This window comes from Ruegeria sp. BHSA123, from assembly GCF_059613425.1.
Window position 1 is genome coordinate 33526 of the sequence record NZ_JBXWSL010000016.1, and the last position, 23686, is coordinate 57211.

Genomic DNA, 23686 nt, shown 5'->3' on the forward strand with positions numbered 1-23686 from the left:
GAGCACCAGAGATGAACGCAACAGTCTCGTTGGCACGCTGGCAATCAGCATCACCCTTCTGGGTGTCCCTGCTGTTGATCCCGCTGATCTGGTTCACTGCTTTCGCGGGCGGATGGTGGGTTTTGCTGATCCCGATCTCGACCTGGTGGGTCTTTGCCGTGCTGGACCGGATCACCGGGCTCAACGTGGAAAATGCGGACCCCGAGACGCCGGACGGCGATCTGCAACGGTACATCCTGCTGACCAAGCTTTGGGCACCCCTTCAGTTCCTTACCCTGTTTGGCCTGATCTGGTACGCGAGCCACGGCAGCCAGCTTTCGACGCCTGAGAAAATCGGCCTGTTCTTTGGCATGGGTGTTATCTCGGGTACGGTCGGTATCAATTACAGCCACGAACTGATGCATCAGAAAAGCCGTTGGGAACGCTGGCTGGGCGATATCCTTCTTGCAATGGTGCTTTATTCTCATTTCCGGTCCGAGCATCTGCTGGTCCATCACCGTTATGTAGGAACGCCACGCGATCCGGTGACGGCGCGATACAACGAAGGGTTTCACCGCTTTTACCCTAGGGTGTTGCGGCAAAGTCTGGTCTCGGCCTTCATCGCCGAACGCGGAAAACTGGCCCGCAAGGACCGACCCTGGACCGACCGCTCCAACCCGTTCTGGCGTTACTGGGCGTTGCAATTGGGGATGCTGGCACTGGCGTCGCTGATCGGAGGCTGGTCAGGTCTGGCCCTTTTTCTGTTGCAGGCCGGTGTCGCGATCTGGCAGCTGGAATTGGTCAACTACGTGGAACATTACGGCCTGACCCGGAAACATCTGGGGGACGGGCGGTATGAACACGTCCTGCCCAGGCATTCCTGGAACGCATCACAGAAGGCTTCAAACTGGTTGCTGATCAATCTGCAACGCCATTCGGATCACCACTACAAACCAAACCGCCGGTTTCCGCTGCTTCAACACCACACGCCCGAAAAGGCACCGCAACTGCCCTTTGGCTATCCCGTCATGACTGTGGCTGCGATGATCCCACCGCTGTGGCGGCGGGTCATGAACCCGCGGGTCCGGGAATGGCGACGCCAGTACTACCCCGAGATCACCGATTGGCACGCCTATAACAAGGCCCTGAACCCGGTACCTGATGCGTAACCGATGCGCAGCCCTGCCCATCAGGCTCGGCGCTTAGGGTGCTGTTCTGGTGGGGTGTACGGTCCTCAGCCTTTCATCACCCAGATATCCATCGGTGTTTCCACGCCGCGCACGGATTGATCGGTAAGCTCTGCAAAACCAGTCATGGCGACCGACGCAGACTGGTTTTCCTCTGCAATCCGCACGCGCACGGCATCACTGACCACGATACGCGCCTGCAAATCACGCGTCAGCGCCTCGAGCTTGGCTGCGACGTTGACGGCATTCCCGATGACAGCAAATTCAAGCCGGTTCGCACCAATGTCGCCCAATACGACCGAGCCATAATGCACCCCAATCCCGACGCGGATTTCCGGCTCTCCCGTCCGGCGGCGGTCCAGGTTCCATCGATCAATCACGCCGACCATCGCGCGTGCGCATCCCAGCGCATTGCTTGCGTCCAGCGGTGTAGGCACCGGGGTGCCAAAGGTCGCCATCAGACCATCCCCCAGATACTTGTCCAGGGTTCCGTGGTGGCGAAAAACCTCGGTTTCCATGCGGGCGTGAAAGCCTCGCAGCACTTCGATCACATCATAGGGGTCACGCCCGGCCGCGTATTTTGTAAACCCGACGATGTCGATGAACAGAACGGCCACATTCTCTTTTCGGACCCGTTTCAGCGGCTCGTCATTCTGGCTCAGCTCCTCTACCACGTTGGGCGAGAAATAGCGTGACAGGTTGGCCCGTTCCCGTTCCAGCCCTGCGTTGCTCATTAATAGCCGGTTCAGCCGCTGCATCGAAATGCCCAAAGTCACGGCCACCATCATGAACACGATCACCTGCTGGATGCGCTGAGGCGCCATGAAACTGTTCGGATCCAGAAGCTCGGCAACATCTGGGTAGCCTTGCAGGGCGGCTGCAACTTTTTCGCTGATCCCCGGAATAGGCGTTGCGACCCACGACGCAACGATCCAACCGATCGTCCACATCATCGCCGTCCAGGTTCCGATGGCGATCACGGTCCGCCAGGAATAAGCCAACGTGCCTGCGGCCAGAATGACGAAGAAGTACTGAAAGTTGTCGAACCGGTATTGCATGGCCAATGGCCTGACATCATCGCTGAAGGGATTGGGCACGATCATCCCGAGCGTCATGATCAGCAGGTCGACGAAAATCAAAAACAACTCGCCCCGCGATTGCCCGACACGACCTGCACGGCGGATCAACCACCCGTTGCCGCAGATCAGCAGCAGAATGAAGTGATACCAAAGCACCTCCCATTGCGGGTTCAGAAAAATGAGCAGCACCGCAGTCAGCGCCATCGCCACCCATCGCGCACGCACAGCCAGTTCCAGACCCTCGCGCTTGTGCCGTTCCAACGCAGCCTCGGTATATTTGTTGTCCAGATCAAACGCATCGGGCTGGGTGAAAAACAGGCTTCGGCGGGGCTGTGCGGTCGTCTCGGTCATGGCCGTGGTCTTTCTTGCGGAGGCTTGGCAGTCTTATGCAATCACTGTTGAAGGCAAAACAAAAGACCCCGCCGATTGATCGGCGGGGCAAGGCATAGTGCCATGTGTCAGGCCACAGGCACCGGCGGTGTTCGTGAATTCAATTGTGCATTTCTGCGCGGATCTGTTGCCGCAGGATGTCAATCGGTACGGTCTTGCCGTCCCGTTTGAAGCACCAGTATGTCCAGCCGTTGCAGGACGGTGCGTTTTCCAGATGCGCGCCGACCTGATGGATTGACCCTTTGACATTGTCACCCACCAGCGTTCCGTCCGCACGCACCTTCGCCTTGTGACGTTGGTTCATGGAATAGAGCTCTTCACCCGGGCGCAACATTCCGCGCTCGACCAGCTGACCGAATGGCACGCGTGGCTCGGCACGTTTGCTGGCGCTGACTTCCAGAGCTTCGCGATCAAACTTGCGGACCTTGGCGATGCGTTTTTCAGCCACCTTGCGATAGCTTTCCTCTCGCTCGATACCAATGAACTCGCGCCCCAACATCTTGGCGACGGCCCCGGTGGTTCCAGTACCAAAGAACGGGTCCAGCACCACATCGCCGGGGTTGGTCGAGCCGACCAGCACGCGGTGCAACAGCGATTCCGGTTTTTGCGTCGGATGCGCCTTGTCGCCGTTTTTGTCCTTCAGGCGCTCATGCCCGGTGCAAATCGGCAGTACCCAGTCGCTGCGCATCTGCACACCTTCGTTCAGAGCTTTCAGCGCCTCATAGTTGAAGGTGTATTTCGCGCCTTCGCGCTTGGACGCCCAGATCATCGTTTCATGCGCATTGGTGAACCGTTTGCCGCGGAAATTCGGCATCGGGTTCGACTTGCGCCACACGACATCGTTCAGGATCCAGTATCCGGCGTCCTGCAGCGCTGACCCCACGCGGAAAATGTTGTGATAAGACCCGATCACCCAGATCGCACCATTGGGTTTCAGCAGACGATGCGCCGCCTTCAGCCATTCGCGCGTAAACTGGTCATACGCTCCAAAACTTGCGAACTGATCCCAGTGATCATCCACCGCATCGACCTGCGAATTATCCGGACGATGCAACTGACCTTTCAATTGCAGGTTATACGGCGGGTCCGCAAAAATCAGATCCACAGACGCCTCGGGTAGACTGTTCATCACATCGATGCAGTCCCCGGAGAGAATCGTGTTTAAAGGGAGCGCTTTTGCGCCCTTTTTGGTGGTTGTTGTCATATCACTGCCTCAAGTGTCCACGGCGCTTTTGCGCTCATTTGGTTGAGACAAGGATGAGTCAAAGTCGATTCGCCGTCAAATTCTTTTTTGAATCAGCGACTTACGATTTACTCTTGATACAAGATATTGTGCACCGGTTTGAACGAACGCCTATGGTGTGGGGTCACGCCAAGATTTCGCAGCGCTTCCTTGTGTTGTTTTGACGGATAGCCCGCGTTGGTTTCCCACCCATAACCCGGATGCTGTTGCGCTAAATCCACCATCACCTGATCGCGCCAGTTTTTCGCCAGGATCGAAGCAGCCGCGATCGACACCGACCGTGCATCGCCCTTCACAACGGCCTGTGACGGAATTCTCAGACCCTGCGGTATCAGGTTGCCATCAATCAGCAGAAAATCAGGTGCCGGGGTCAACGCCTCCACCGCGCGCATCATCGCCAAGTGCGACGCCCTCAGAATATTGACTTCATCAATTTCGGCGACAGAAGCATCGGCTACCGCGAACTCCGCAGTGTTTCGGATCTCAGCGTCCAGCGCAGCTCGGCGTTTTGCGGTCAGCTTTTTTGAGTCATTCAGGCCGTCAGGAAAGTGCTTCGGGTTCAGAATCACGGCGGCAGCCACAACCGGCCCGGCCAATGGGCCGCGCCCGACCTCATCCACACCGGCGATACGGATGTGGCCCATGTCCTGCAGCGCCTGCTCAAGTTCGAAGTTTGGCATTGTCATTCCCTTGGAAAACCGCGTTTCGCGTAGCACCGCAAGAAGAAAAGAGAGGGCGGCCCACACCACCCTCTCTCTCACGGCACTTCTTTGGCGCCCTTCCTGCTCAACCCAAACTACTGATAAACGACGCGGTATCCCTTCTGGCGCAGGCATGCAGGTTCATAGGCCTGCCTGACCTTATTGCCATTCCAGAAACCGACCTTGCACTCTTGCGGCAGGCTATTGGCATGTTTGTAATGTTTCTCGAGACATTTCGGCCCAAGCAGTGGATGATCCTGCGAATACCCATCATAGGTGCGCAGGCAGCGCTGGGGCAGGTCGTAACGCGCCACATGCGGCGGCAACGGGCGCACTGGCTGCGCCACATATGGTGTATGGGAATAGGTCTGTTGACGCGTCGCCCGGTCCTTTTTCTTTTCCTTGTTATAGTAATGAACACCGGCACCTATAATTGCGATGGCCGCAAGCCCCCCTAGAATGTCCTTTGCGTCGGCCGCCTTCGCCTGAGAAGCTGAAACACCGGTAATCGCAACTGCGGTTGCAATGATCAAAGCGATGAATTTCTTATGCATGATGCCTGTCCTTTCGGATGTTCGTGCGACCGTATGACGGACCGCGTGCTGATTGCCCTGAAAGTGGGGACACCTGCCCCAGACAAGCAATAACGGCCCGGTGTTATCGGATATCAGGTGCCGCAATCCCCTTGAGTTATTGAATATCGTGGCAACTCATGCGCAGGATGCGGCCTATGAAACAGATCCTCTCTTCTCTGACCTTTGCGGCCCTGTTATCGCTTGGTTCTGCTGCGACAGCGGCAGATTGTTATGCGGACTACAAAGCCAAGAAGGACAACCCGCTGCGTTTGCATTACGGCGTTATGCAGGTCACAAACTGCGACAAGGGGCAGGCCCGGGCAGAAATCGCCCAGCGCCTGAACGCATCAGGTTGGACCTTGCTTGAAGTGCAGTCCGTTTTCGGGCCGGAAGGGTTGGATCAGAGGAAAGGCAATGCCGGACAATTCTATCTCCGTTTCTGATGCACGCCGGTCGGGTGTCCGCCTGGTTGTGCTGGGCATCGCGGCCATTGTCGTCATTCTGATCACCGCTGCCGTTTTCCTGTTCTGGACCTTGCCGGACGCAAATGCGTTCAACGCTCGTGTCGAACGGCTGTTTGTCGAGGCCGATCTGACGTCACAGACCGAGATTCGCCTGCTTGAAATTCTGGCCCAATCGGGCACCGCGTTTGCTGACACCCTGTCCAGTTACCGGATGGTGATCTATGTGTTGCTGGTTTTTGCCAGCGCGATGATGATCTCGGCGTTGGTCTTTCTGGTGATGCTGGTCTTGTTGAACCGGCGCATGGCGCAGATCGAACGTACCGGCATTCAGGTGACGTCGCTGCTGATCAGTCGCGAAGAAAACACTGTTTACCTTAACAACATGGATTTCAAACTGACACCCGCCGCCATGGAAACCCTGTCGATTCTGGCGGAATCCCGGTTGGATGACGAGGTGTTGTCCGGCGCCCAGATCGAGGCCATGATTTCCGGTCGCGATGCTGCCGATTGTGACGAAGCCGCTGGCGCAACACGGATCAAACGGTTGCGCGATGCGCTTGGCAACCAGATGGTTAGCGAACTGCTGGTCAAGAATATTGCCAAGAAGGGGTACATGCTGTCGATCGAGAAGGACGTCATTCAAATGGTCTGATGTTTTGACGCGTCGCTCGCACCCGGTAAATTCCCGTTGCAGCCTCTTGGAATGTCAGATGGAAAACCCCATTCTAAACAAACCCCAGGCAGAGGAGGTCGCTTATGAACGTCCACGCCGCGCCACAGATGAATGGATATGGAATCTCGGTTGAGTCGCTGGATGGCAGGATTGCCATTTACCGGAACGACATTCTTTTGGCTGAAAGCACAAACGCAAAGGTGATGTATGAAACGCGTTTGCCGCCAACGATTTACGTTCCCCGCGCAGATGTTTGTGTGGATCTGAGCGAAGAAACAGACCTGCAAACATTCTGCCCGTTCAAAGGCACCGCTACTTACCACGACATCCAATTGGCCTCGGGGCCTCTGACCAATTCCGTCTGGGCTTATGAACAAGCCCTGCCGGAAAGCGCGGATATCCGGGGATGTATCGGGTTTGTGTCCGGCGCCTACACCCGGATTGACCTGGGCGACAATCGCCTGCGCGAGCCGGACGACGGCAATATCAGCGGACCTCTGATCGACTGGCTGATGCGCGGTGCTTCGGCCGCGACTACGCCCGAAAGCTTTACCAAGGCATTGGCCGAGAAGATGCTGGAGCACGGCATCGCCATCCAGCGGCTGAGCATTCTGGCATGGTCCTTGCACCCCCTGATCGCGGGCAAACACTATATCTGGGAAAAGGATCAGGACGAGATTCTGACCCGCGCCCCGACCTACGAAATCTATGATCACCCGGCTTTCATCAACAGCCCGTTGCGCCATGTCTCGAACGGGTTAGGCGGCGTACGGCAAAGGCTGAACGACGATAACCCGCATAACAGCTTCCCGATCATGGAGGAGTTGCGGGCCAAGGGTGCCACCGACTATGTCGCGATGCCGTTGCCCTTCTCTGACGGGCGGACCAACGTTCTGACGCTGACCTGTGACCACCCCAACGGCTTCACCACCGAGAATCTGGGCCTTGTGTTCGAATGCTCCTCGGTGCTCGCCCGCTTTTACGAAGTGTTCATGCAACGCGAGAATGCGCAGGTTTTGCTGGAAACATATGTTGGAAAACGCTCTGGCGCACGCGTTCTGGGGGGCGAGATCCGGCGCGGTGACGGGGATGAGATCGACGCGGCAATCATGTTCTGTGACCTCCGCAACTCGACGAGCCTCGAAGAGAAACTGGGTCGGGGCACGTATATCTGTGTTTTGAACGAGTTCTTTGAAACCGTCTCGGGTATCGTTCACGAGAACGAAGGCGAAGTTTTGAAATTCATTGGTGACGCTGTTCTGGCGGTATTCCCGGCAACCGATGAAAACGCCAGCGCGGCCCGTGCCAACGCACAGCGCTCGGCAATCAATATCGTCGAAACATTGGGTGAGTTGCGCAAAGCAGGTACCGGCTTACATTGCGACTGTTCGATTGGCGTGGCTTATGGGCGCGTCACTTATGGCAATGTGGGCTCTCGTGAACGTCTTGATTTTACGGTTATTGGACAAGCGGCCAACATAGCCGCGCGGTTGGGCGAATATGGGAAAACCGAAGGGCATCGCATAGTCGTTTCCGAAGATATCGAGCCTGCCTGTTCCAACGCCTTGCCATTGGGCGCGGTCAACCTGCACAACGTGTCTCGACCCGTTGTATGCTACGCTTTGCACACCACGGCCGACGAGATTTTGAACGGTTAACATGTGGTTTGTGCAGGTTAAACGAGAGACGTCGGATACTTGATTGCGGCCCGGGCTTTTGCCCCGCGTCTTCTGATCACACAGCCCCAAGCAAGATCAAAGCGGTCTGCGCTGGCGAGATCGTACTCTGAAGACCCGCGATTTGACTTCTGGCCAGATAGGTGTCGGTCAGTTTCTCAACTGCTTTCTGGTCCGAAAACTGTGCCAGATCATCCGATCCAGTCAGATGGAATAGCCGGCTTTTGAACTCGACCAATTGTTTGTCGATATCCAGTTGGGCGAATGACTGTGGCAGCCCAAGCGCCGTTTCCATCATTTTGCGCAGTGGTGGCAATCCCATAAGATCGAACCATTTCGTATCTGTACTGCTTCCGCTTTTCGCCAGATCAGACAGCTCGCGCTGGGCATAGAGCGAAATGCGCATCGTCTCATCCGACTGTCCGACCGCAACCTCAAACCGCGCAGACAGATTGGCCTGGGCTATCTTTTCCATATTGGTAACCAGCACCGTTTTTCGAACAGCCCCCGGGCCAAACCCGAAAGCATCCGAAAATTCCCGGTACCGTTTATCCGCCAAACGATTGGACAAAGCGTCCTCCGCCTGTGTTCCATCCTCCAGAATTTTCCGGATAAAGAACCGGTTGTCCACATCCGCCTCCAACCCAAAGGCACCCAAAGCGACCTGCAACAATCTGCGGTTCGAAACCAACTGTTCGGCGGTCTTCACTTTCCCAATGTTGTCCAGGAAATACTTCGTCTCCCTCTCATTCACTGCCGAAGACGAGAAACTTTGAAACTGACCTTGATAAGTACGTTGCAGAAACCGCCAGCCGACGATCCCGCCAGTGGGGATGACCGGTTGAAAGCTCATTGCTGATAAGCCATCAACCGTTCTTCGCGCGGAAGAAGCGAGCGAAGTGACTTGAGGCATTTATAGTATTGCTCGGCCACCAGCGCGTCTGTTGCCTCAGACAACACACGGCGGCTGTCTGTATCTGTTAAAACCTGGCTCAGCTCTTCCACGCTGCGCAACAGGTGTTGACGTGCCCGAACCGGATCCATGTCTCCGGACAGAACAAGCTGTGCGGCATAGCAGACACGGCGCACCGGAGTATTTACTTCATCCGGATGTATCGCATCGCGCAGCCGCAGGACATTGGCCTGCGGCGTCATGATCGAAAACCGGCCACGGCGGTCGCCGTTTTCAATCACAACACCATTGATCAACACCCTTTCCTTCGGGGCGAGTTTCAGAACCAGCCCGCTCATCACGTTGCGCTCATCTGGCGCAATCCGCGCAAAATCGCCGTGTTTATTTCAAGCAATGGTTCGATGGATGCGCCGTCCGCTAAAATGCGGCTGCTGTGCAGTTCCGTAAACTCGGCAAGGTAGAAGATCCTGGCGCGAATATCGTTTGGCAACGCGTTTGCCGAATCCGCGACACCTGTTGCCATCACGCCCCATAACCGGCGGTTCTCGTGAACGGCTTGAACAAACGCTGAGAAATCCGTTGCCTTGCGTGCGGTAGCCGCCTTGAGACGCCGCGTAATCCTGGAAATTGCCTCATATTCAGTGTCACGGGGCGTTCGCGTCGGCGCGGCGGCTTGCGCATAAGTGTATTGAGCGAGGGTTTGCGGGGTCACTTGAATTCCTTCCAAAAAGCCGTCGTCAGGTGGTCACGACCGGGGTGCGATAATCGCGCCCCGGACCGCGTTGCGTATTAGCGGAACAGCGACAGGATCGACTGCGGAGCCTGGTTGGCAATCGAGAGCGACTGTGTTGCCAGCTGCTGCTGTACCTGAAGGGCCTGCAAACGCGCCGAGGTTTCTTCCATGTCAGCGTCGACCAGCGCGCCGATACCGGATTTGAACGAGTCAGAGAGATTCGAAATGAACTCTTTCTGGGTCTCGATACGCCCCTGCGCCGAGCCAAAGGCGGCCGAAGCATCAATCGACGTATCGATAAGCGATTCGACGGCCGCCAACGCAGCGGTTGCCCCCGCACCTGTCGACACATCAATACCTGCCAGCGCGCCCAAACCACCGGCACCCGCATTCACGAACTGAGCCGAGAACGAAATGTCAGATCCTGTGCCGTTTGTAACCGACAACGTACCCGCAGTTCCGGAGTCGTAATCGACGGTCAGACCGGTAATTCCAAGCTCTTCGATCTTCGATTTCAATCCGACGGCAACAAGGTCACCGGTCGTTGTCGCGGCAGCATCTTCCGCAGAAACGGTATAGGACACAACCTGATCGTTAATGGCGACGACAACCTTATCTCCGGCAGCGAAAGCGCCACTGGATTCATCGGTAACCAACGCCGTCGCAGCCGTTGCACCATTGTCAATGGTTGCCCCCACGCGGTCGTTGCCGGTCGATGCACCGGTAGAGCCGTCGAAAACCTGTTTGGTGACATACCCACCGGTCGACAGGTTCTGCCCCGAGACCGAGATTGACGACGCAGTCACCGCCCCGGTGTTGTCACGATCCAGCGATGCAAGGATCGAGGCAGAGCCGGTCGAGCCGTCAACAAGGTTCAGACCGTTGAACTGGGCAGCGCTGACAACCGATGCGATCTGATCCTTCAGTGCGGTCACATCGTCATTGATCTTACCGCGATCAACGTTGTCTTCCTGCGCCGCGACGATCTTGCTTTTCATCTGAGTCAACAGGTCGGTGACGGTTTCAGACGCATTTCGCGCAACAGCTACTGTCGATTCGCCCAGCGCGAGGCTGTCTTTGATCGCGTTGAAGCCCTTGACGTCGGATTCCATCACTTTCGAGATCGCCCAAACCGCCGAGTTGTCCTTGGCTGTCGCGACGTCCTTACCGGTCGAAATCGCGTTCTGGGTCATTGCCAGGTTCTTGTTGACCGACTTGAGAGTTTGCAGCGCAACCATCGCGCCATTGTTTGTCAGAATGCTGGACATAGCTTTTATCCTTTTGCCTTCGGGCCATTTTCGCCCATGTTCACCCCACAGTATCTGCGGGCATTGGTGTCTTTCTGACTTGTGCGACGCGCCGCGTGGCTGTTCGCGCCACCTGATGCTTCCAGGTGCAGCATCACTTTTGAGCCCGATCCCCTAACGGAGTGCTAAAACGCCCGAACCAGAAGTTTCAGATTTGAATCAAACCCAGGCCTATGCGCGCTTTTCCAGCTTTGCCGTGTTACGAACGGGAAATTCACTTCGTTGCCCATCCGCGCCGTAAGTGCTGAATTCCTGCCGAACCCGCCGCAGTTCGGCCATGCGGCTGGCCACGGCCCGAATCCCGTCGGCGGCACTGTTCAGCAATGCCTGATTGCGTTCGACTTTCTGCTGCACCCGCATGAGTGCATCGCTGTTCAGCACCTGAAGGTCGTTGATCGCGCCAATCAGTTTTTCTTTTTCCGGCACCATATGCGTCAGACGATCCAGATCACCCTGGACAAGCGCCGCACGCTCCAGATCCAAAACTTCTTCCAGAGATTTGATCAGTGCCATGTCGGCCTCAGACGTCATCGGTTTTCTCCATCAAAGATTTCAGCAGAATTTCTGATAAGCCCACTCCGCCAGCCCGGGCCAGTTGCCGGGCCTGATGCTGAACTAGAAACGAAGAGAACTGGTCTTCACCGGCCCCGCCACCGAAGGACTGGCGCGTTTTGCCCAATCCGGCGGACTTCATCATTTCGCTGAGGAATGCGGCCTCCAACTCGATGGCTGCGCTTTTTAGTCGGGTCTGGGTCAAGGGCGTTTGAACCGCCTGGGGAAATGTCGAAACCTGCATGGTATTCTCCGAAAATGCTTCGAACTTTCTCGATCAAAGGTGAAAGCGGTTAAAATAAACGTAACTTCCTGCGGGCAGAGTTCTGATCAGTCACACGGAGCCAGAGCAAAATGCCCAACCCACTAACGCTGGCGACCGCAGCGCCAACAGCAACTGCGAAACCCAATTCGCCCGCAAAAGAACCGGGTCGTGCTGCCGGGGTGGGCAGTTTCGAGGACATCCTTGAACAGGGAAACGAAACAAGTCCCGCCACTGACAATACGGTTTTGGACGCTTCTATCGAAACCACCGACGAAACTGCCGAGATTGAGGTGGAGGCCATTCTGCCAAACACGGCTGAGGCATGTGTCGTGGCGATTTCACCTCGGGCACCAGAGTTGGCAGATAACATTTCACCGCAGACCGAAATTGTCGGAACGTTTGAAACGCCTACGGCGAATACGGTGCATCCCGCGCCGTTTATACCTGCTAGGGCGGATATCCCCGCAACGGGCACGACAGAACCGGAACAAACCGTTGCGTCAACGGGTTTACCCCGTCAGACCGACATTCAACCCTTTGTGCACGGACAACCAACCGAAAGGCAGGTTCACGCCGCTTCGACCCAGGTCGTGCCTGCCCAAAAACCCACAGAGGCTTTGCCTGTTTTGGGCCAGCCACCCCAATCTAAGGACCAGACAACCGGGGTGAAAACCGAACCGCTCCTTGAAAGCACAAAGGCGGCGCCCGAGACAGCAGAAATCGCTGCCACGCCCAAGCCGACAAATCCAAACCGCGCGACACCGGTTGCGCAGCTTCAACTGATCCTCAACTCAATCGAAGCGGAACAGGCGACACCGGCGCAGGAGGTTGACGCGGGGTCCATCGCCTTAAACGAACCCGTTCAGCAAGCCCCCCGCGAGGTGGCACAACACACGGCGATGCCCTCTCCGTCCGCCCGTGCTGAAATTGCTCGTGCTATAGCCGGGCAATTGGCGGCAACGATTCAGACCCGACCGGGAACCGGCATCATGGAAATCTCGCTAAGCCCCGAAGAACTGGGGCGTGTATCCATTGTGCTGAACGGTAGGGATGACGGGCTCCAGATGACAATCGCAACCGAACGCCCGGACACGATGGAACTTTTGCGCCGCCACCTGTCCGTTCTTACGGAGGAGTTTCAGAAACTGGGCTATGGAAACCTGAGCATTGATCTGGGGACTCCGTCGGATTCAGGTGCACGGGATCAGTGGACAGATGAATTCGACGCTCAGGCCGCGCCGGAATCCGAACCGGTTCAGAACGTACACCTCGCTCAAGCCTCGCCGCTTCCACAAACTCCTGCTCCGGTCAGGGGCATCGATATGAGATATTGAAAAATGATCACACCCGTCACCGCCACACAGGCTGCCACCTCTCAGCAAACTGCCGGTCCGTCCCGGAGTTCTGCGATCACCTCGGATTTCGAAACGTTTCTGCTGATGCTGACCGCGCAGGCCCAGAATCAGGACCCGCTGGAGCCGATGGATTCAACCGAATACGCATCGCAACTTGCGCAATTTTCGATGGTTGAACAACAGGTTCAAACCAATGACCTGCTTTCCGCCCTGACCAGCACGCTTGGCAGTGTCAATCTGAACGACCTTGCAAGCTGGGTCGGAATGGACGTCCGATCTGCCTCGGGTTTCCATTTCAACGGCCAGCCGGTGACCCTGTTCTCGAACGCGGATTCTGACGCGGACGCAACCAGACTGGTGATCCGTGATCATGAAGGCACAGTCGTCGACACGGTTTCTGTTCCCACAACAGCGACGGAGTTTGCTTGGGCAGGTGTGAGTTCCTCAGGCGATCCGATGGCTACTGGCAACTACACCGCGACGCTGGAAAGCTACAAGAATGACCGGCTGATTTCCGAGAAACCGGTCGCTGCCTATAACCGCGTTGTCGAAGCGCAGGTGGGAGAGGATGCTGTTCTGCTGACCCTGCAAGGTGGTCAAGTGATTTCCGCAGATCTGGTCACTGCGGTCCGAACGGGCGCTTGATCTGTCAGGCAGTACGGGCCAAAGGTTGGCAACTCGACTCGCCAGAAGAAGTGAAAAGACCTCTGCCCGACCTGCCTGCCCCCCCTCATGATCTGGTTGAACACCTCAGCACTATGGGGTTGGTCAACATGTACGCGCAGTTCGAAATCCTGTATGGTGGTCGGACCAACAGGGTGTGGAAAGTGCTGGGGGACAACGGCGACAAAGTACTGAAGCTCTACAGCCCGACCTTACGCAACCCCCTGTTTCGAAATGATGCAAAGCTGGAAGCCCTCTGCCTCAAGGCGCTTGGTCCGACCGGATTTGTACCAAGGCTTCGCGCCGCAGGACAGCACAGGAACGCGCATTGGGTGTTTTACGACCACGCACCCGGAACACCTTGGCGGAATGGGTCGGACAAGGTTGGTGAACTGCTGCGCAGGTTGCACTCGCTGCCCAACACCATTCCAGCGCCCGCCGGGTGTAACGGCAGCGCGGACCTGATGGCCCATGGGCACAGAGTTCTGCAAGGGTGCAGGTCAGATACCCGAAACGAACTGGCAAAACTGCAACCTTCGATATCCGTCCCCCCCACGACCAAGACTTGCCTGATCCATGGCGACCCGGTCGCTGGAAATATTCTGGTCGCGTCCCGCGGCCTGACCTTGATCGACTGGCAATGCCCGGCCTTTGGCGACCCGTGCGAAGACCTTGCGCTGTTTCTGTCCCCGGCAATGCAAAGGTTGTACCGGGGCTCACCATTGTCGGACGCGGAAGAAGTTCAGTTTCTGTCCGCCTATCGCAGACCCGAGATTGTTGCCCGTTATCAACGGCTCAAGCCATGGTATGCTTGGCGCATGGCCGCTTATTGCCTGTGGCGCGCAGAAAACGGTGCACCCGACTATTCCGAAGGGTTGAAACTGGAAATCGAAATCCTGAAACCAATTGAGTTTACCTGAGGTCGGAAAGCGCAAAGAGGGCGTATGCCGGTGGCATCAATGCGCGACGCCAGCGGCCCATCGGAAACCGTTCAGGAGTTTGCCTCATCGGGGCTGGCAAGTGGGCCTCTTTGCCCAATGCCAGCCGCGCCAATGCGCGCCCGCTGTAAGTCCCCATAGCGACGCCGTTGCCATGATACGCAAATCCGGCAAACATGCCTGGCTGCTTGGGCACGGCACCGACATAAGGCATCAGGCTTCGCGAAAGGCACACCATCCCCGACCAGATATGAGTCGCCTCAACCGCTGCCCAGGCCGGGAACATGCGTTTGAAATCCTGTTGAACCTTTGCCCGGATCGCGGCCTCGGACCGGGGCGACGACAACAAGCCGCCTCTCATTCCGAACAAAAAGCGCCCATCCGGCATCAGGCGAAAATAGTGCAGAAGATTGCGCGTGTCGTAACATATCTGGTCCGAGTTCCAGCCCTGCGCCAATAGTTCTGCCTGGCTAAGTGGGCGTGTTACCATAACCGTCGATTGCGCAGGCAAATAGCGTCCGGACATCCAATCGGGGATGTCTTCGCTGGAATACCCGTTGGTACAAATCAGCACGACCTGTGCGTTAACCTGCCCCGCGCTTGTTTGCAGCCTGAAGCCGGACGTCGTTTTTTCAATGTTCAGAACGGGGCTGTTCTGGAAGAAATTCGCTCCCGAAGCTGCCGCAGCGCTTGCCAGCCCGAACAGGTATTTCCGGGGATTGAGCCCGAAGCCAACCGGCAGAGTATACCCACCAAAAAATGCACCACCCATACCGAGCGCTGGTAATTCAGCGGCTTGGTGCAGAATGCCGGTCTCGTCCGCGTATCGGCGCAGGACATCCATCGCATGCCGCGAATGGGCCAGTTGAGTCTCACCGTTGGAATGCGTATCGGCGTCAATCCGATGCCGCGCCAGCAGATCGGCAACAAGCTGGACCGCATCCTGTTCAGCCGTCTCATAGGCTTGCGCCGCTTCGCGGCCATAGCGGCGCACCATAGACTTTTGCCCAAGCTTCGATCCGCCAAGACAGCAGAAACCGCCATTGCGACCTGATGCGCCCCACCCCGGCGGGCCTGCCTCGAACACAGCTACCGAGGTCGCGTTTTCGGCCAGATGCAAAGCCGCTGAGACCCCTGTAAAGCCGCCACCGACGATGGCAACATCAACGTTCAGATCGCCCTGAAGCTCTGGCCAGTTCGGGTTTGCAATGGTTTCGTCCCACCAGCAACCACCACGAGGACCTGCGCCATAGGTGTATTCGGGAAATATCCGTTTCATTCGGTGCGCGCAGCGGCCTGCTCGTCCTGCCGTTGGCGCATCATCGCGCGTTTGGTCACAAGTGAGGCCGTGATCACCCCAACCGTCACGACCGCGATCATAATCGTCGACAGCGCGTTTATCTCGGGGCTGACGCCCAGCCGCACGGCCGAAAAGATCTTGATCGGCAGGGTCGTCGCCGACGGGCCCGATGTGAACGACGCTATAACCAGATCATCCAGCGACAATGTGAAAGCCAGCAGCCAGCCCGAGATTACCGCGGGCGCGATAATCGGTAGGGTGACCAGACCAAAGGCCTGCGCGGGTGAACAACCCAGATCCAGAGCGGCTTCTTCCAGCGATTTGTCGAATGTCACAAGCCGTGACGAGACGACAACCGACACAAAACACATCGAAAATGTTGTGTGAGCCAGAACGATGGTCAGGATACCCCGGTCCAGCCCGATCCCGATAAAGAGCAACAGCAGCGACAGGCCGGTGATCACCTCGGGCATCACAAGCGGTGCGTAGATCATGCCGGAAAACAGTGTCCGACCAAAGAACCGCTTGCCCCTGACAAGCACATAAGCGGCCGCAGTCCCCAGAATGGTTGCCAATGTCGAAGAAAACACCGCAACCCGGACCGTGACCCATGCGGCATCCAGAAATGCCTCGTTCTGAACCAGTTCGCCATACCATTTGGTCGAAAACCCGGCCCAAACCGTGACCAGCTTGCTTTCGTTAAAGCTGAAGATGATCAGGATGATCATCGGAATATACAGGAACGCAAAACCCAGCGTCAGCGAAACCGTATTGAACCAGCTTAATCTGTTCATCCGTCAGCCTCCGCCTGTTTCTGCTGGTTGCGCTGGAACAGCACGATGGGAACGACCAGAATAAGCAACAGCACGATCGCGACAGCACTTGCCACGGGCCAGTCTCGGTTCGAGAAAAACTCTTCCCACAACACCTTGCCGATCATCAGCGTACCGGACCCTCCCAGTAGTGACGGGATCACAAACTCGCCGATCACGGGGATCATCACCAGAAAACAACCTGCGATGATGCCCGGTCTGGACAGTGGAACGGTGACCAGCCAGAAGGCTTGTGCCCTCGAGCAGCCCAAATCCTCGGCCGCCTCGATCAGCGAACCATCCATACGTTCCAATGACGAATAAATCGGTAGGATCATGAACGGGAGATAGGTGTAAACAATACCGATATAGACGGCAGTCGAGGTGTTCAGGATCGTCAAAGGCGTCGAAATGATACCCGTCCACAGAAGCAGTTGATTAAGGTACCCTTCATTCGACAGAATGCCCATCCAAGCATAAACCCGGATCAGGAATGACGTCCAGAAAGGCAGGATCACCAGCATCATCAGCGTTGGGCGCCATTCCTCGGGCGCACGGGCCATGCCATAGGCGATGGGGTAACCAACCAGCAAAGTCAGGAAGGTTGAGATCAAAGCGATCTTGACGCTGGACAGATACGCTTTCCAGTACAGGTCGTCCTCGGTCAGCCAGATGAAGTTTTCAAGATCAAGCTGGCTGAAGAACTCTTTGATCCCCGACCAACCAGCTGAAAAATCCAGTGTCGGTGTATAGGGCGGGATCGCAAGCGCGGTATCCGACAGCGAAATCTTCAGAACGATGAAGAATGGCACCATGAACAGCGCCAACAGCCAGACATAAGGTATGGCGATCAGAACAGCACGGCGCATCAGTCGACCAGCAGAACCGCAGCGGTGGCCGTCCAGGACAGCCAGACCGGGTCTTCCCAGGTGAATGAACGGCGCGAGATGCGGCGGGTATTGGCCGTCTGCGCCTTGATGATTGTGCCGTTTGCAAGTTCAACGTGATAAGTGGACAGATTGCCCAGATACGCGATGTCATGAACCTTGCCTTGCACCGCATTCACTGCATCCGCCGGACGCTCAGCCGAGATTGTCACTTTTTCCGGGCGGATCGCCAGATGGCACAACTGACTGTTTTCAAAGTTCTTCGCTGACGCTGCGGTCAGCGGCGCTTGCCCTTCAGCCCAGTCTACCTGATAGGTATCCTCTCCGACAGATGTCGCGCGCCCTTCTATGATGTTCACGTCCCCGATGAAATCAGCGACATAGACCGAGGCAGGATTTTCGTAAATCCGGTCCGGAGTGGCAACCTGCATAAGCTGACCCTGATCCATCACCGCCACACGGCTGGCGACTGTCATGGCCTCTTCCTGATCGTGCGTAACGATCACGAATGTGGTGCCGGTTTTTTCCTGAATATCCATCAGTTCGAATTGGGTATCCTGGCGCAATTTCTTGTCCAGTGCGCCCAGCGGTTCATCCAGCAGCAAAAGCTTGGGTGCCTTGGCAAGCGAGCGCGCCAGCGCCACACGCTGCCTCTGCCCACCCGAAATCTGATGCGGTTTACGGCGGGCGAACTGTTCAAGCCGGGTCAGGCGCAGCATTTCTTCGACCCGGTCTTCCAGATCATGTTTGGGCATTCTGTCCCGGCGCAGGCCAAAGGCGATGTTTTCCCAGACGCTAAGATGCGGAAAAAGGGCATAGGACTGGAACATCATGTTTACGGCACGCTTATTGGGCGGGATTGGGTCGATATCCTTCCCTCCAAGCAGGATTTGGCCTTCGGTCGGTGTTTCGAACCCGGCCAGCATCCGCATCATCGTCGTTTTGCCACATCCAGACGGACCAAGCAGGGCAAAGAACTCTCGCTCGAAGATATCCAGAGACAGGTTGTCGATGGCAGTAAATTCACCAAAACGCTTGGTCACGTTTCGGAACTGGATCAAGGGTTTCGCCTGCGGGTCATCCCATGGCGCAAAGACGTCAGAATTCACTACGGCCCTCGTTCGAATAGCTGAAAAGAGAGGCAAGGCGGCGGCGCCGCCCTGCCGGTGCAATTCGGATCAGGTGCCCGATTTGACCTTGGTCCACAGACGCGTCACGACCCGCTGCGTTTTCGCCGGATAAGGTGTCGTGATGTACAGGTTCTGCATCGTGGCATCATCCGGGTAGATGGCCGGATCGCCGATCACGTCCTCTTCCAGAAATTCCTGAGACGCTTTGTTGCCGTTGGCGTAATACACATAGTTCGATGCCGCCGCCATGTTGTTGGCGTCCAGAATGAAGTTAAGGAACGTGTGTGCGCCTTCGGGATTTGGAGCATCGACAGGAATTGCCATCTGGTCGAACCACATCAGTGACCCTTCGGCGAAGGGGTGATACTCGATCTCCACCCCGTTATCTGCCTCTGCGGCACGGTCGCGTGCCTGAAGGATGTCACCCGACCAGCCAACAGCAACGCAGATGTCGCCATTTGCCAGCGCATTGATATATTCCGAGCTGTGGAATTTCTGGATATGCGGGCGGACTGCTGTCAGAACCGCTTCGGTCTTGCCGATCACGTCCGCGTCGTGGCTGTCAGGGTTTTCTCCAAGGTATTGCAGCACCATGGGAATGATCTCGGCCGGGGCATCCAGGAAATGCACACCGCAAGTGGCCAGCTTTTCCATGTTCTCGGGTTTCAGGACCAAGTCCATGCTGTTCAGGGCAATGTCGTCGCCCAGAACCTCTTTGACCTTACCGACATTCACGCCGATCCCGGTTGTTCCCCACATATAGTTGATCGAATACGCGTTGTCCGGGTCATAACCGGCAGTTCGCTCTTCGATTACATCCCAAAGGTTTCCGGCGTTCGAAAGCTTGCTTTGGTCCAGCTGCTGAAACGCGCCGGCCTGGATCTGGCGCTGAAGGAATGTACCTGACGGTACAACCACATCATAGCCCGAGCCACCGGCCAGCATCTTGGTTTCCAGAACCTCGTTGCTGTCGAACACGTCATAGATCAGGGTCAGACCTGTTTCTGCTTCGAACTTGCTCAGCAGTTCTTCGTCGATGTAGTCGGACCAGTTGTAAACACGCACCTCTTCGGCAAATGCCGCCGAAGTCCCCAATGCGATGACCGCTGTCATGGTCAGCGTTTTGATTGTCATATTCTTCTCCCTGCAAGTGTACGGGTATTTTCCCGTTTTTTTGGATTTGATCAAGTTTTGCGTTTTCCCTCGATCCAGCGTATGGTTTCACGTGGCCAGTCACCTGACAAGTCAGGCTTAGTCGAAATAGGAAGAACCAATTGGATTTGATCAAAAATAAGGCATATGCGCCGTCGACCGAAGGGGGCAAACAACCCGCGCATGAGCAGGTTTACCAAACACTCAGATCACAGATTCTGTTCGGTGAACTGGTCCCAGGTCAGCCCGTCACAATCCAGGGTCTGACTGATTCGCTGGGTGTTGGGATGACTCCGGTCCGCGAAGCGATTCGCCGGTTGATCTCGGATGGAGGGTTGGTTTTCCAGGGCAATCGGCGCGTCAGTGTACCGTTGCTGAACTCCAACGATATTGAAGAGATGATCTTCGCCAGAATTTCAATAGAATCAGAGCTTTCCAGACGTGCAACCGCCAACCTGAAAACGCAGGACATTGATCACTTGGAACGCCTGGACAGGCATTTGGATCGCATGATCGCCGATGGAGATGTCGGTGGCTATCTGCGTTTGAACCAGGCTTTTCACGAAACGCTGTATTCTTACGCAAACGCGCCGATCCTCAGTGACCTGGCTGAAAGACTTTGGTTGCGGTTTGGCCCCTCATTGCGTGTTGTCTGCGGGCGCTTCGGCACACAGAGCCTTCCGGATCGGCACAAGGACATTATTGCCGCATTGCGCGTCGGTGACGCTGAAATGACCGCAAAGGCAACCGCCCAGGACATCGAACAAGGCATGGACCTGATGGCGGAAGCATTGACGTCCGTCTGATTCAGCCTGATTCGATTGACACGAAAAAATTTGATCATATTGTGTTCGCCAACTGCGTTCTTGAAGGAGATTCTCCGATGTCTACCATCACCAACCATATGCCGACCGCCGAATTGCAGGCGCTGGATGCGGCGCATCACATTCACCCCTTCTCGGCCAATGGTGCGCTGGGGAAGGAAGGAGCGCGCGTGATCACACGTGCCACTGGCGTTTATCTGACTGACAGCGAAGGCGAAGAAATTCTGGACGCGATGGCGGGCCTGTGGTGCGTCAATATCGGGTACGGGCGTGATGAGCTGGCTGATGTTGCCGCGCGCCAGATGCGCGAGCTGCCCTATTACAACACCTTCTTCAAAACGACCCACGTCCCGGCGATTGCTTTGGCTGCCAAGATTGCCGAACTGGCTCCGGGCGACCTGAACCATGTCTTTTTCGCAGCAGGCGGGTCCGAGGCAAACGATACCAATATCCGCCTCGTGCGCACCTACTGGGCCCAGAAGGGCCAGCCTGACAAGAACATTATCATCAGCCGAAAGAACGCCTATCACGGCTCATCCGTGGGCTCGGCCTCGCTGGGTGGTATGGCCGGGATGCACGCACAGGGTGGCATTCCGATCCCGAACATCCACCACATCAACCAACCCAACTGGTGGGCCGAAGGCGGCGACATGTCGCCCGAAGAATTCGGTCTGGCCCGCGCGCGCGAGCTGGAAGAGGCGATTGAGGAGTTGGGCGAAGACCGGGTAGCCGCCTTTATCGCCGAGCCGGTTCAGGGTGCAGGCGGTGTGATTGTCGCGCCCGATACATACTGGCCGGAAATTCAGCGTATCTGCGACAAGTACGATATCTTGCTGATAGCTGACGAGGTCATCTGCGGATTTGGCCGGACAGGCAACTGGTTCGGCTCTGAAACCGTTGGCATCAAACCGCATATCATGACCATCGCCAAGGGCCTTAGCTCGGGCTATGCGCCCATCGGCGGGTCCATCGTGAACGACGAAATCGCCGAAGTAATCGGCGGTACCGAATTCAACCATGGCTATACCTATTCCGGCCACCCGGTCGCGGCTGCCGTGGCATTGGAGAACCTGCGCATCCTCGAAGAAGAGAAGATCGTTGAGCATGTGCGCGACGTTGCCGCCCCCTATCTGAAAGAGAAATGGGAAGCACTGGCAGATCATCCGCTGGTGGGTGAGGCTAAGATCGTTGGCATGATGGCATCTATCGCGCTGACCCCGGACAAAGCAAACCGCGCCAAATTCGCATCCGAACCCGGCACGGTCGGCTATATCTGCCGTGATCGGTGCTTTGCCAATAACCTGATCATGCGCCATGTCGGCGACCGGATGATCATCTCACCCCCGCTGATCCTGACGCCTGCGGATATCGACGAGATGTTCGTGCGGATCTACAAGTCGCTGGACGAAGCACAGGCCGAGATCATTGCGCAGGGGCTGATGAAAGCCGCATCCTAACTCAGCGATTTATGCATCTTAAAAGGCGGTCCATATGGGCCGCCTTTTTTTGTCATCGCAACCGCTCCAGCAGGTTTGGCGTGGGGTATCCGTCCGGGACCAACCCTTGCGCCAGTTGATACGCTCGAACCGCGTTGATAGTATTTGGCCCAGTGCGCCCGTCGACACCCTTTGTGTCAAAGCCCGCATCCGTCAGACGTGTCTGAAGTTCCTTTTTCTCGGCAAAGCTCAGCACCCGATCGCCGCGCGGCCAGTCAGATTGAAACGGTGCGCCCCCCGCAAGCCGGTCGGACAGATACCCGATGCCGATCACATAGGCATCGGCCCCGTTATACGCCTCGATCACGTTGAAATTGTCAAAAATCATCAGCGCGACGCCCTGACTTCCAGCCGGAAGCAGGATCGCGGCCTTCCCATGATCCGGCACGACAGTGCCATCCCGCGCCACGACACCCCTTGCAGCCCATTCGGACGGCATCAGCGTAAAATCACGACGGGCTGAGGCGTAATCGAAATCCGTGGGCAGACGCACCTCCACGCCCCACGGCTGACCCTTCGTCCAACCATGCCGCGCCAGATAAGACGCCGCCGAAGCCAGCGCATCCGTCGGGTCATCCGACCAGATGTCGCGCCTGCCATCACCGTCGAAGTCTACCGCGTGATCCAGATATGACGTGGGCATGAATTGCGTATGCCCCATTGCGCCCGCCCAACTGCCAAGCATGTTGCCGGCACTGATATCACCAGCCTGCACAATCCGCAGGGCAGCGACCAACTGCGTTTCAAAGAATTGTGCCCGCCGCGCATCAAAGGCTAGCGTCGCCAATGAACGAAGCGTTGGACTGCTGCCGCGATAAGACCCGAAAGAGGTTTCAAGTCCCCAGATGGCTGTGACCACCTCTTTTTCAACGCCGTATTCAGCCTCGATCCGGTTCAACACCTGCCGATGCCGCTGCAGGGCGGCGCGCCCATTCGACAGGCGCGTTTCCGAAACTGCGGTCTCAAGATACTCCCAGATGGGTTTCGAAAACTCCGCCTGATTGCGATCCCGTTCCAGGACATCTGCGTCATAGCTCATGCCCGAAAACACCTGAGTCAGTGTTCCCTGCGAAATGCCCTGCCGCCGCGCGCGGCCCTGAAACGCGCCAAGCCAGGTCTGAAACCGTGCCGTTGTCGCAGAAGCCACGGGCAAGGCCTCAGTCAACGGGCGCGGGACCGGACGGATCGAAACGGTCACATCCGCCGAAGCCAGTTGCAACGCATCGCGCGATATCCCGCTGTCTGCCCATCTGGTGTTCTCTGTTGTTTCCGCCTGCACTATGGATGCCCACAATGCGACGGTCATGACGCCGCCTACGCATTTTCGCATTCCGTTTTTCCTGATTACTGCTCGGCCACAGGGTAGCGCAAAATCGGAAATTCACAAAGAGC

25 protein-coding genes are annotated in these 23686 nt (G+C 56.7%); 9 read left to right on the forward strand and 16 right to left on the reverse strand.

Going from position 1 to position 23686, the window contains the following annotated elements:
* Positions 1-11: 11 nt before the first annotated feature.
* Positions 12-1148 (forward strand): alkane 1-monooxygenase, encoded by a 1137-nt coding sequence (locus tag AC2FNC_RS10830; RefSeq protein ID WP_496715320.1) that lies wholly within the window; start codon positions 12-14, stop codon positions 1146-1148.
* Positions 1149-1213: 65 nt separating this feature from the next.
* On the opposite strand, the gene AC2FNC_RS10835 is transcribed toward AC2FNC_RS10830, so the two are convergent.
* The 4 genes from AC2FNC_RS10835 to AC2FNC_RS10850 all read right to left on the reverse strand — a co-directional run bounded on the left by AC2FNC_RS10835 (position 1214) and on the right by AC2FNC_RS10850 (position 5133).
* Positions 1214-2596, reverse strand: a complete 1383-nt coding sequence (locus tag AC2FNC_RS10835) for an adenylate/guanylate cyclase domain-containing protein (RefSeq protein ID WP_480555015.1) — start codon at positions 2594-2596, stop codon at positions 1214-1216.
* Between the two features lie 139 nt (positions 2597-2735).
* Positions 2736-3839, reverse strand: a complete 1104-nt coding sequence (locus AC2FNC_RS10840; RefSeq protein ID WP_496715322.1) for a site-specific DNA-methyltransferase — start codon at positions 3837-3839, stop codon at positions 2736-2738.
* Between the two features lie 107 nt (positions 3840-3946).
* Entirely contained in the window at positions 3947-4564 is a 618-nt protein-coding gene (gene rnhB, locus AC2FNC_RS10845) for a ribonuclease HII (RefSeq protein WP_496715324.1), read from the reverse strand.
* A 110-nt stretch (positions 4565-4674) separates the two neighbouring features.
* The gene (locus AC2FNC_RS10850; RefSeq protein WP_480474168.1) at positions 4675-5133 is read right to left on the reverse strand and encodes a hypothetical protein; all 459 of its coding nucleotides are present in this window, start codon (positions 5131-5133) and stop codon (positions 4675-4677) included.
* Between the two features lie 176 nt (positions 5134-5309).
* Between AC2FNC_RS10850 and AC2FNC_RS10855 the strand changes: the two genes are divergently transcribed.
* From AC2FNC_RS10855 to AC2FNC_RS10865, 3 genes are all read left to right on the forward strand, one after another.
* Positions 5310-5597 carry a hypothetical protein gene (locus AC2FNC_RS10855; protein ID WP_209505003.1) on the forward strand — a complete coding sequence of 96 codons (288 nt, stop codon included), beginning with the start codon at positions 5310-5312 and terminating at the stop codon, positions 5595-5597.
* A complete protein-coding gene (locus AC2FNC_RS10860) occupies positions 5569-6270 on the forward strand; it encodes a winged helix-turn-helix domain-containing protein (protein ID WP_267365085.1) in 702 nt (233 codons plus the stop codon). The genes AC2FNC_RS10855 and AC2FNC_RS10860 overlap by 29 nt, the downstream gene beginning before the upstream one ends.
* Positions 6271-6374: 104 nt before the next feature.
* The gene (locus AC2FNC_RS10865) at positions 6375-7949 is read left to right on the forward strand and encodes a DUF427 domain-containing protein (protein WP_496715325.1); all 1575 of its coding nucleotides are present in this window, start codon (positions 6375-6377) and stop codon (positions 7947-7949) included.
* A 76-nt stretch (positions 7950-8025) separates the two neighbouring features.
* On the opposite strand, the gene AC2FNC_RS10870 is transcribed toward AC2FNC_RS10865, so the two are convergent.
* From AC2FNC_RS10870 to AC2FNC_RS10895, 6 genes are all read right to left on the reverse strand, one after another.
* Positions 8026-8820: a DUF1217 domain-containing protein gene (locus tag AC2FNC_RS10870; RefSeq protein WP_480606330.1), complete on the reverse strand. Its 795-nt coding sequence runs from the start codon at positions 8818-8820 to the stop codon at positions 8026-8028.
* Positions 8817-9218, reverse strand: a complete 402-nt coding sequence (gene flbT, locus AC2FNC_RS10875) for a flagellar biosynthesis repressor FlbT (RefSeq protein WP_480606333.1) — start codon at positions 9216-9218, stop codon at positions 8817-8819. Before flbT ends, AC2FNC_RS10870 begins: the two co-directional genes overlap by 4 nt.
* A complete protein-coding gene (flaF, locus tag AC2FNC_RS10880; RefSeq protein ID WP_480555010.1) occupies positions 9218-9592 on the reverse strand; it encodes a flagellar biosynthesis regulator FlaF in 375 nt (124 codons plus the stop codon). The genes flbT and flaF overlap by 1 nt, the downstream gene beginning before the upstream one ends.
* 77 nt (positions 9593-9669) lie before the next feature.
* On the reverse strand, positions 9670-10881 hold the full coding sequence (locus AC2FNC_RS10885; protein WP_209505009.1) for a flagellin N-terminal helical domain-containing protein: 1212 nt from the start codon (positions 10879-10881) through the stop codon (positions 9670-9672).
* Between the two features lie 210 nt (positions 10882-11091).
* Complete coding sequence (locus tag AC2FNC_RS10890) at positions 11092-11451, reverse strand: flagellar biosynthesis protein FlgN (protein ID WP_480622558.1); 360 nt, start codon at positions 11449-11451, stop codon at positions 11092-11094.
* A complete protein-coding gene (locus tag AC2FNC_RS10895; protein ID WP_480474173.1) occupies positions 11441-11716 on the reverse strand; it encodes a rod-binding protein in 276 nt (91 codons plus the stop codon). Before AC2FNC_RS10895 ends, AC2FNC_RS10890 begins: the two co-directional genes overlap by 11 nt.
* A 110-nt stretch (positions 11717-11826) precedes the next feature.
* Here AC2FNC_RS10895 and AC2FNC_RS10900 point away from each other — a divergent pair, with 110 nt between their 5' ends.
* From AC2FNC_RS10900 to AC2FNC_RS10910, 3 genes are read left to right on the forward strand one after another with little or no spacing between them, the layout of a single operon-like run.
* Positions 11827-13071: a flagellar hook-length control protein FliK gene (locus AC2FNC_RS10900; protein ID WP_496715328.1), complete on the forward strand. Its 1245-nt coding sequence runs from the start codon at positions 11827-11829 to the stop codon at positions 13069-13071.
* A 3-nt stretch (positions 13072-13074) separates the two neighbouring features.
* Complete coding sequence (locus AC2FNC_RS10905; protein WP_480833082.1) at positions 13075-13737, forward strand: flagellar hook capping FlgD N-terminal domain-containing protein; 663 nt, start codon at positions 13075-13077, stop codon at positions 13735-13737.
* Between the two features lie 50 nt (positions 13738-13787).
* A complete protein-coding gene (locus AC2FNC_RS10910) occupies positions 13788-14675 on the forward strand; it encodes a phosphotransferase (RefSeq protein WP_496715329.1) in 888 nt (295 codons plus the stop codon).
* On the opposite strand, the gene AC2FNC_RS10915 is transcribed toward AC2FNC_RS10910, so the two are convergent.
* The 5 genes from AC2FNC_RS10915 to AC2FNC_RS10935 form a co-directional block, all read right to left on the reverse strand.
* Positions 14668-15972, reverse strand: coding sequence for an NAD(P)/FAD-dependent oxidoreductase (locus AC2FNC_RS10915; RefSeq protein ID WP_480484140.1), 1305 nt, complete (start codon positions 15970-15972; stop codon positions 14668-14670). The genes AC2FNC_RS10910 and AC2FNC_RS10915 overlap by 8 nt on opposite strands.
* Positions 15969-16787 (reverse strand): ABC transporter permease, encoded by an 819-nt coding sequence (locus AC2FNC_RS10920; protein WP_480474178.1) that lies wholly within the window; start codon positions 16785-16787, stop codon positions 15969-15971. Before AC2FNC_RS10920 ends, AC2FNC_RS10915 begins: the two co-directional genes overlap by 4 nt.
* Positions 16784-17674, reverse strand: coding sequence for an ABC transporter permease subunit (locus AC2FNC_RS10925; RefSeq protein ID WP_480517899.1), 891 nt, complete (start codon positions 17672-17674; stop codon positions 16784-16786). The genes AC2FNC_RS10920 and AC2FNC_RS10925 overlap by 4 nt, the downstream gene beginning before the upstream one ends.
* On the reverse strand, positions 17674-18801 hold the full coding sequence (locus AC2FNC_RS10930; protein ID WP_480474180.1) for an ABC transporter ATP-binding protein: 1128 nt from the start codon (positions 18799-18801) through the stop codon (positions 17674-17676). Before AC2FNC_RS10930 ends, AC2FNC_RS10925 begins: the two co-directional genes overlap by 1 nt.
* Before the next feature lie 69 nt (positions 18802-18870).
* Positions 18871-19956, reverse strand: coding sequence for a polyamine ABC transporter substrate-binding protein (locus AC2FNC_RS10935; RefSeq protein WP_480474181.1), 1086 nt, complete (start codon positions 19954-19956; stop codon positions 18871-18873).
* Positions 19957-20096: 140 nt separating this feature from the next.
* On the opposite strand from AC2FNC_RS10935, the gene AC2FNC_RS10940 reads away from it, so the two are divergent.
* Positions 20097-20780 (forward strand): GntR family transcriptional regulator, encoded by a 684-nt coding sequence (locus AC2FNC_RS10940; protein ID WP_480474182.1) that lies wholly within the window; start codon positions 20097-20099, stop codon positions 20778-20780.
* 77 nt (positions 20781-20857) lie between these two features.
* Complete coding sequence (locus AC2FNC_RS10945; RefSeq protein ID WP_480517901.1) at positions 20858-22255, forward strand: aspartate aminotransferase family protein; 1398 nt, start codon at positions 20858-20860, stop codon at positions 22253-22255.
* A 52-nt stretch (positions 22256-22307) separates the two neighbouring features.
* Here the strand turns inward: AC2FNC_RS10945 and AC2FNC_RS10950 are convergent, their stop codons facing one another.
* Entirely contained in the window at positions 22308-23624 is a 1317-nt protein-coding gene (locus AC2FNC_RS10950) for a lytic murein transglycosylase (protein WP_496715332.1), read from the reverse strand.
* Between the last annotated feature and the right edge of the window lie 62 nt (positions 23625-23686).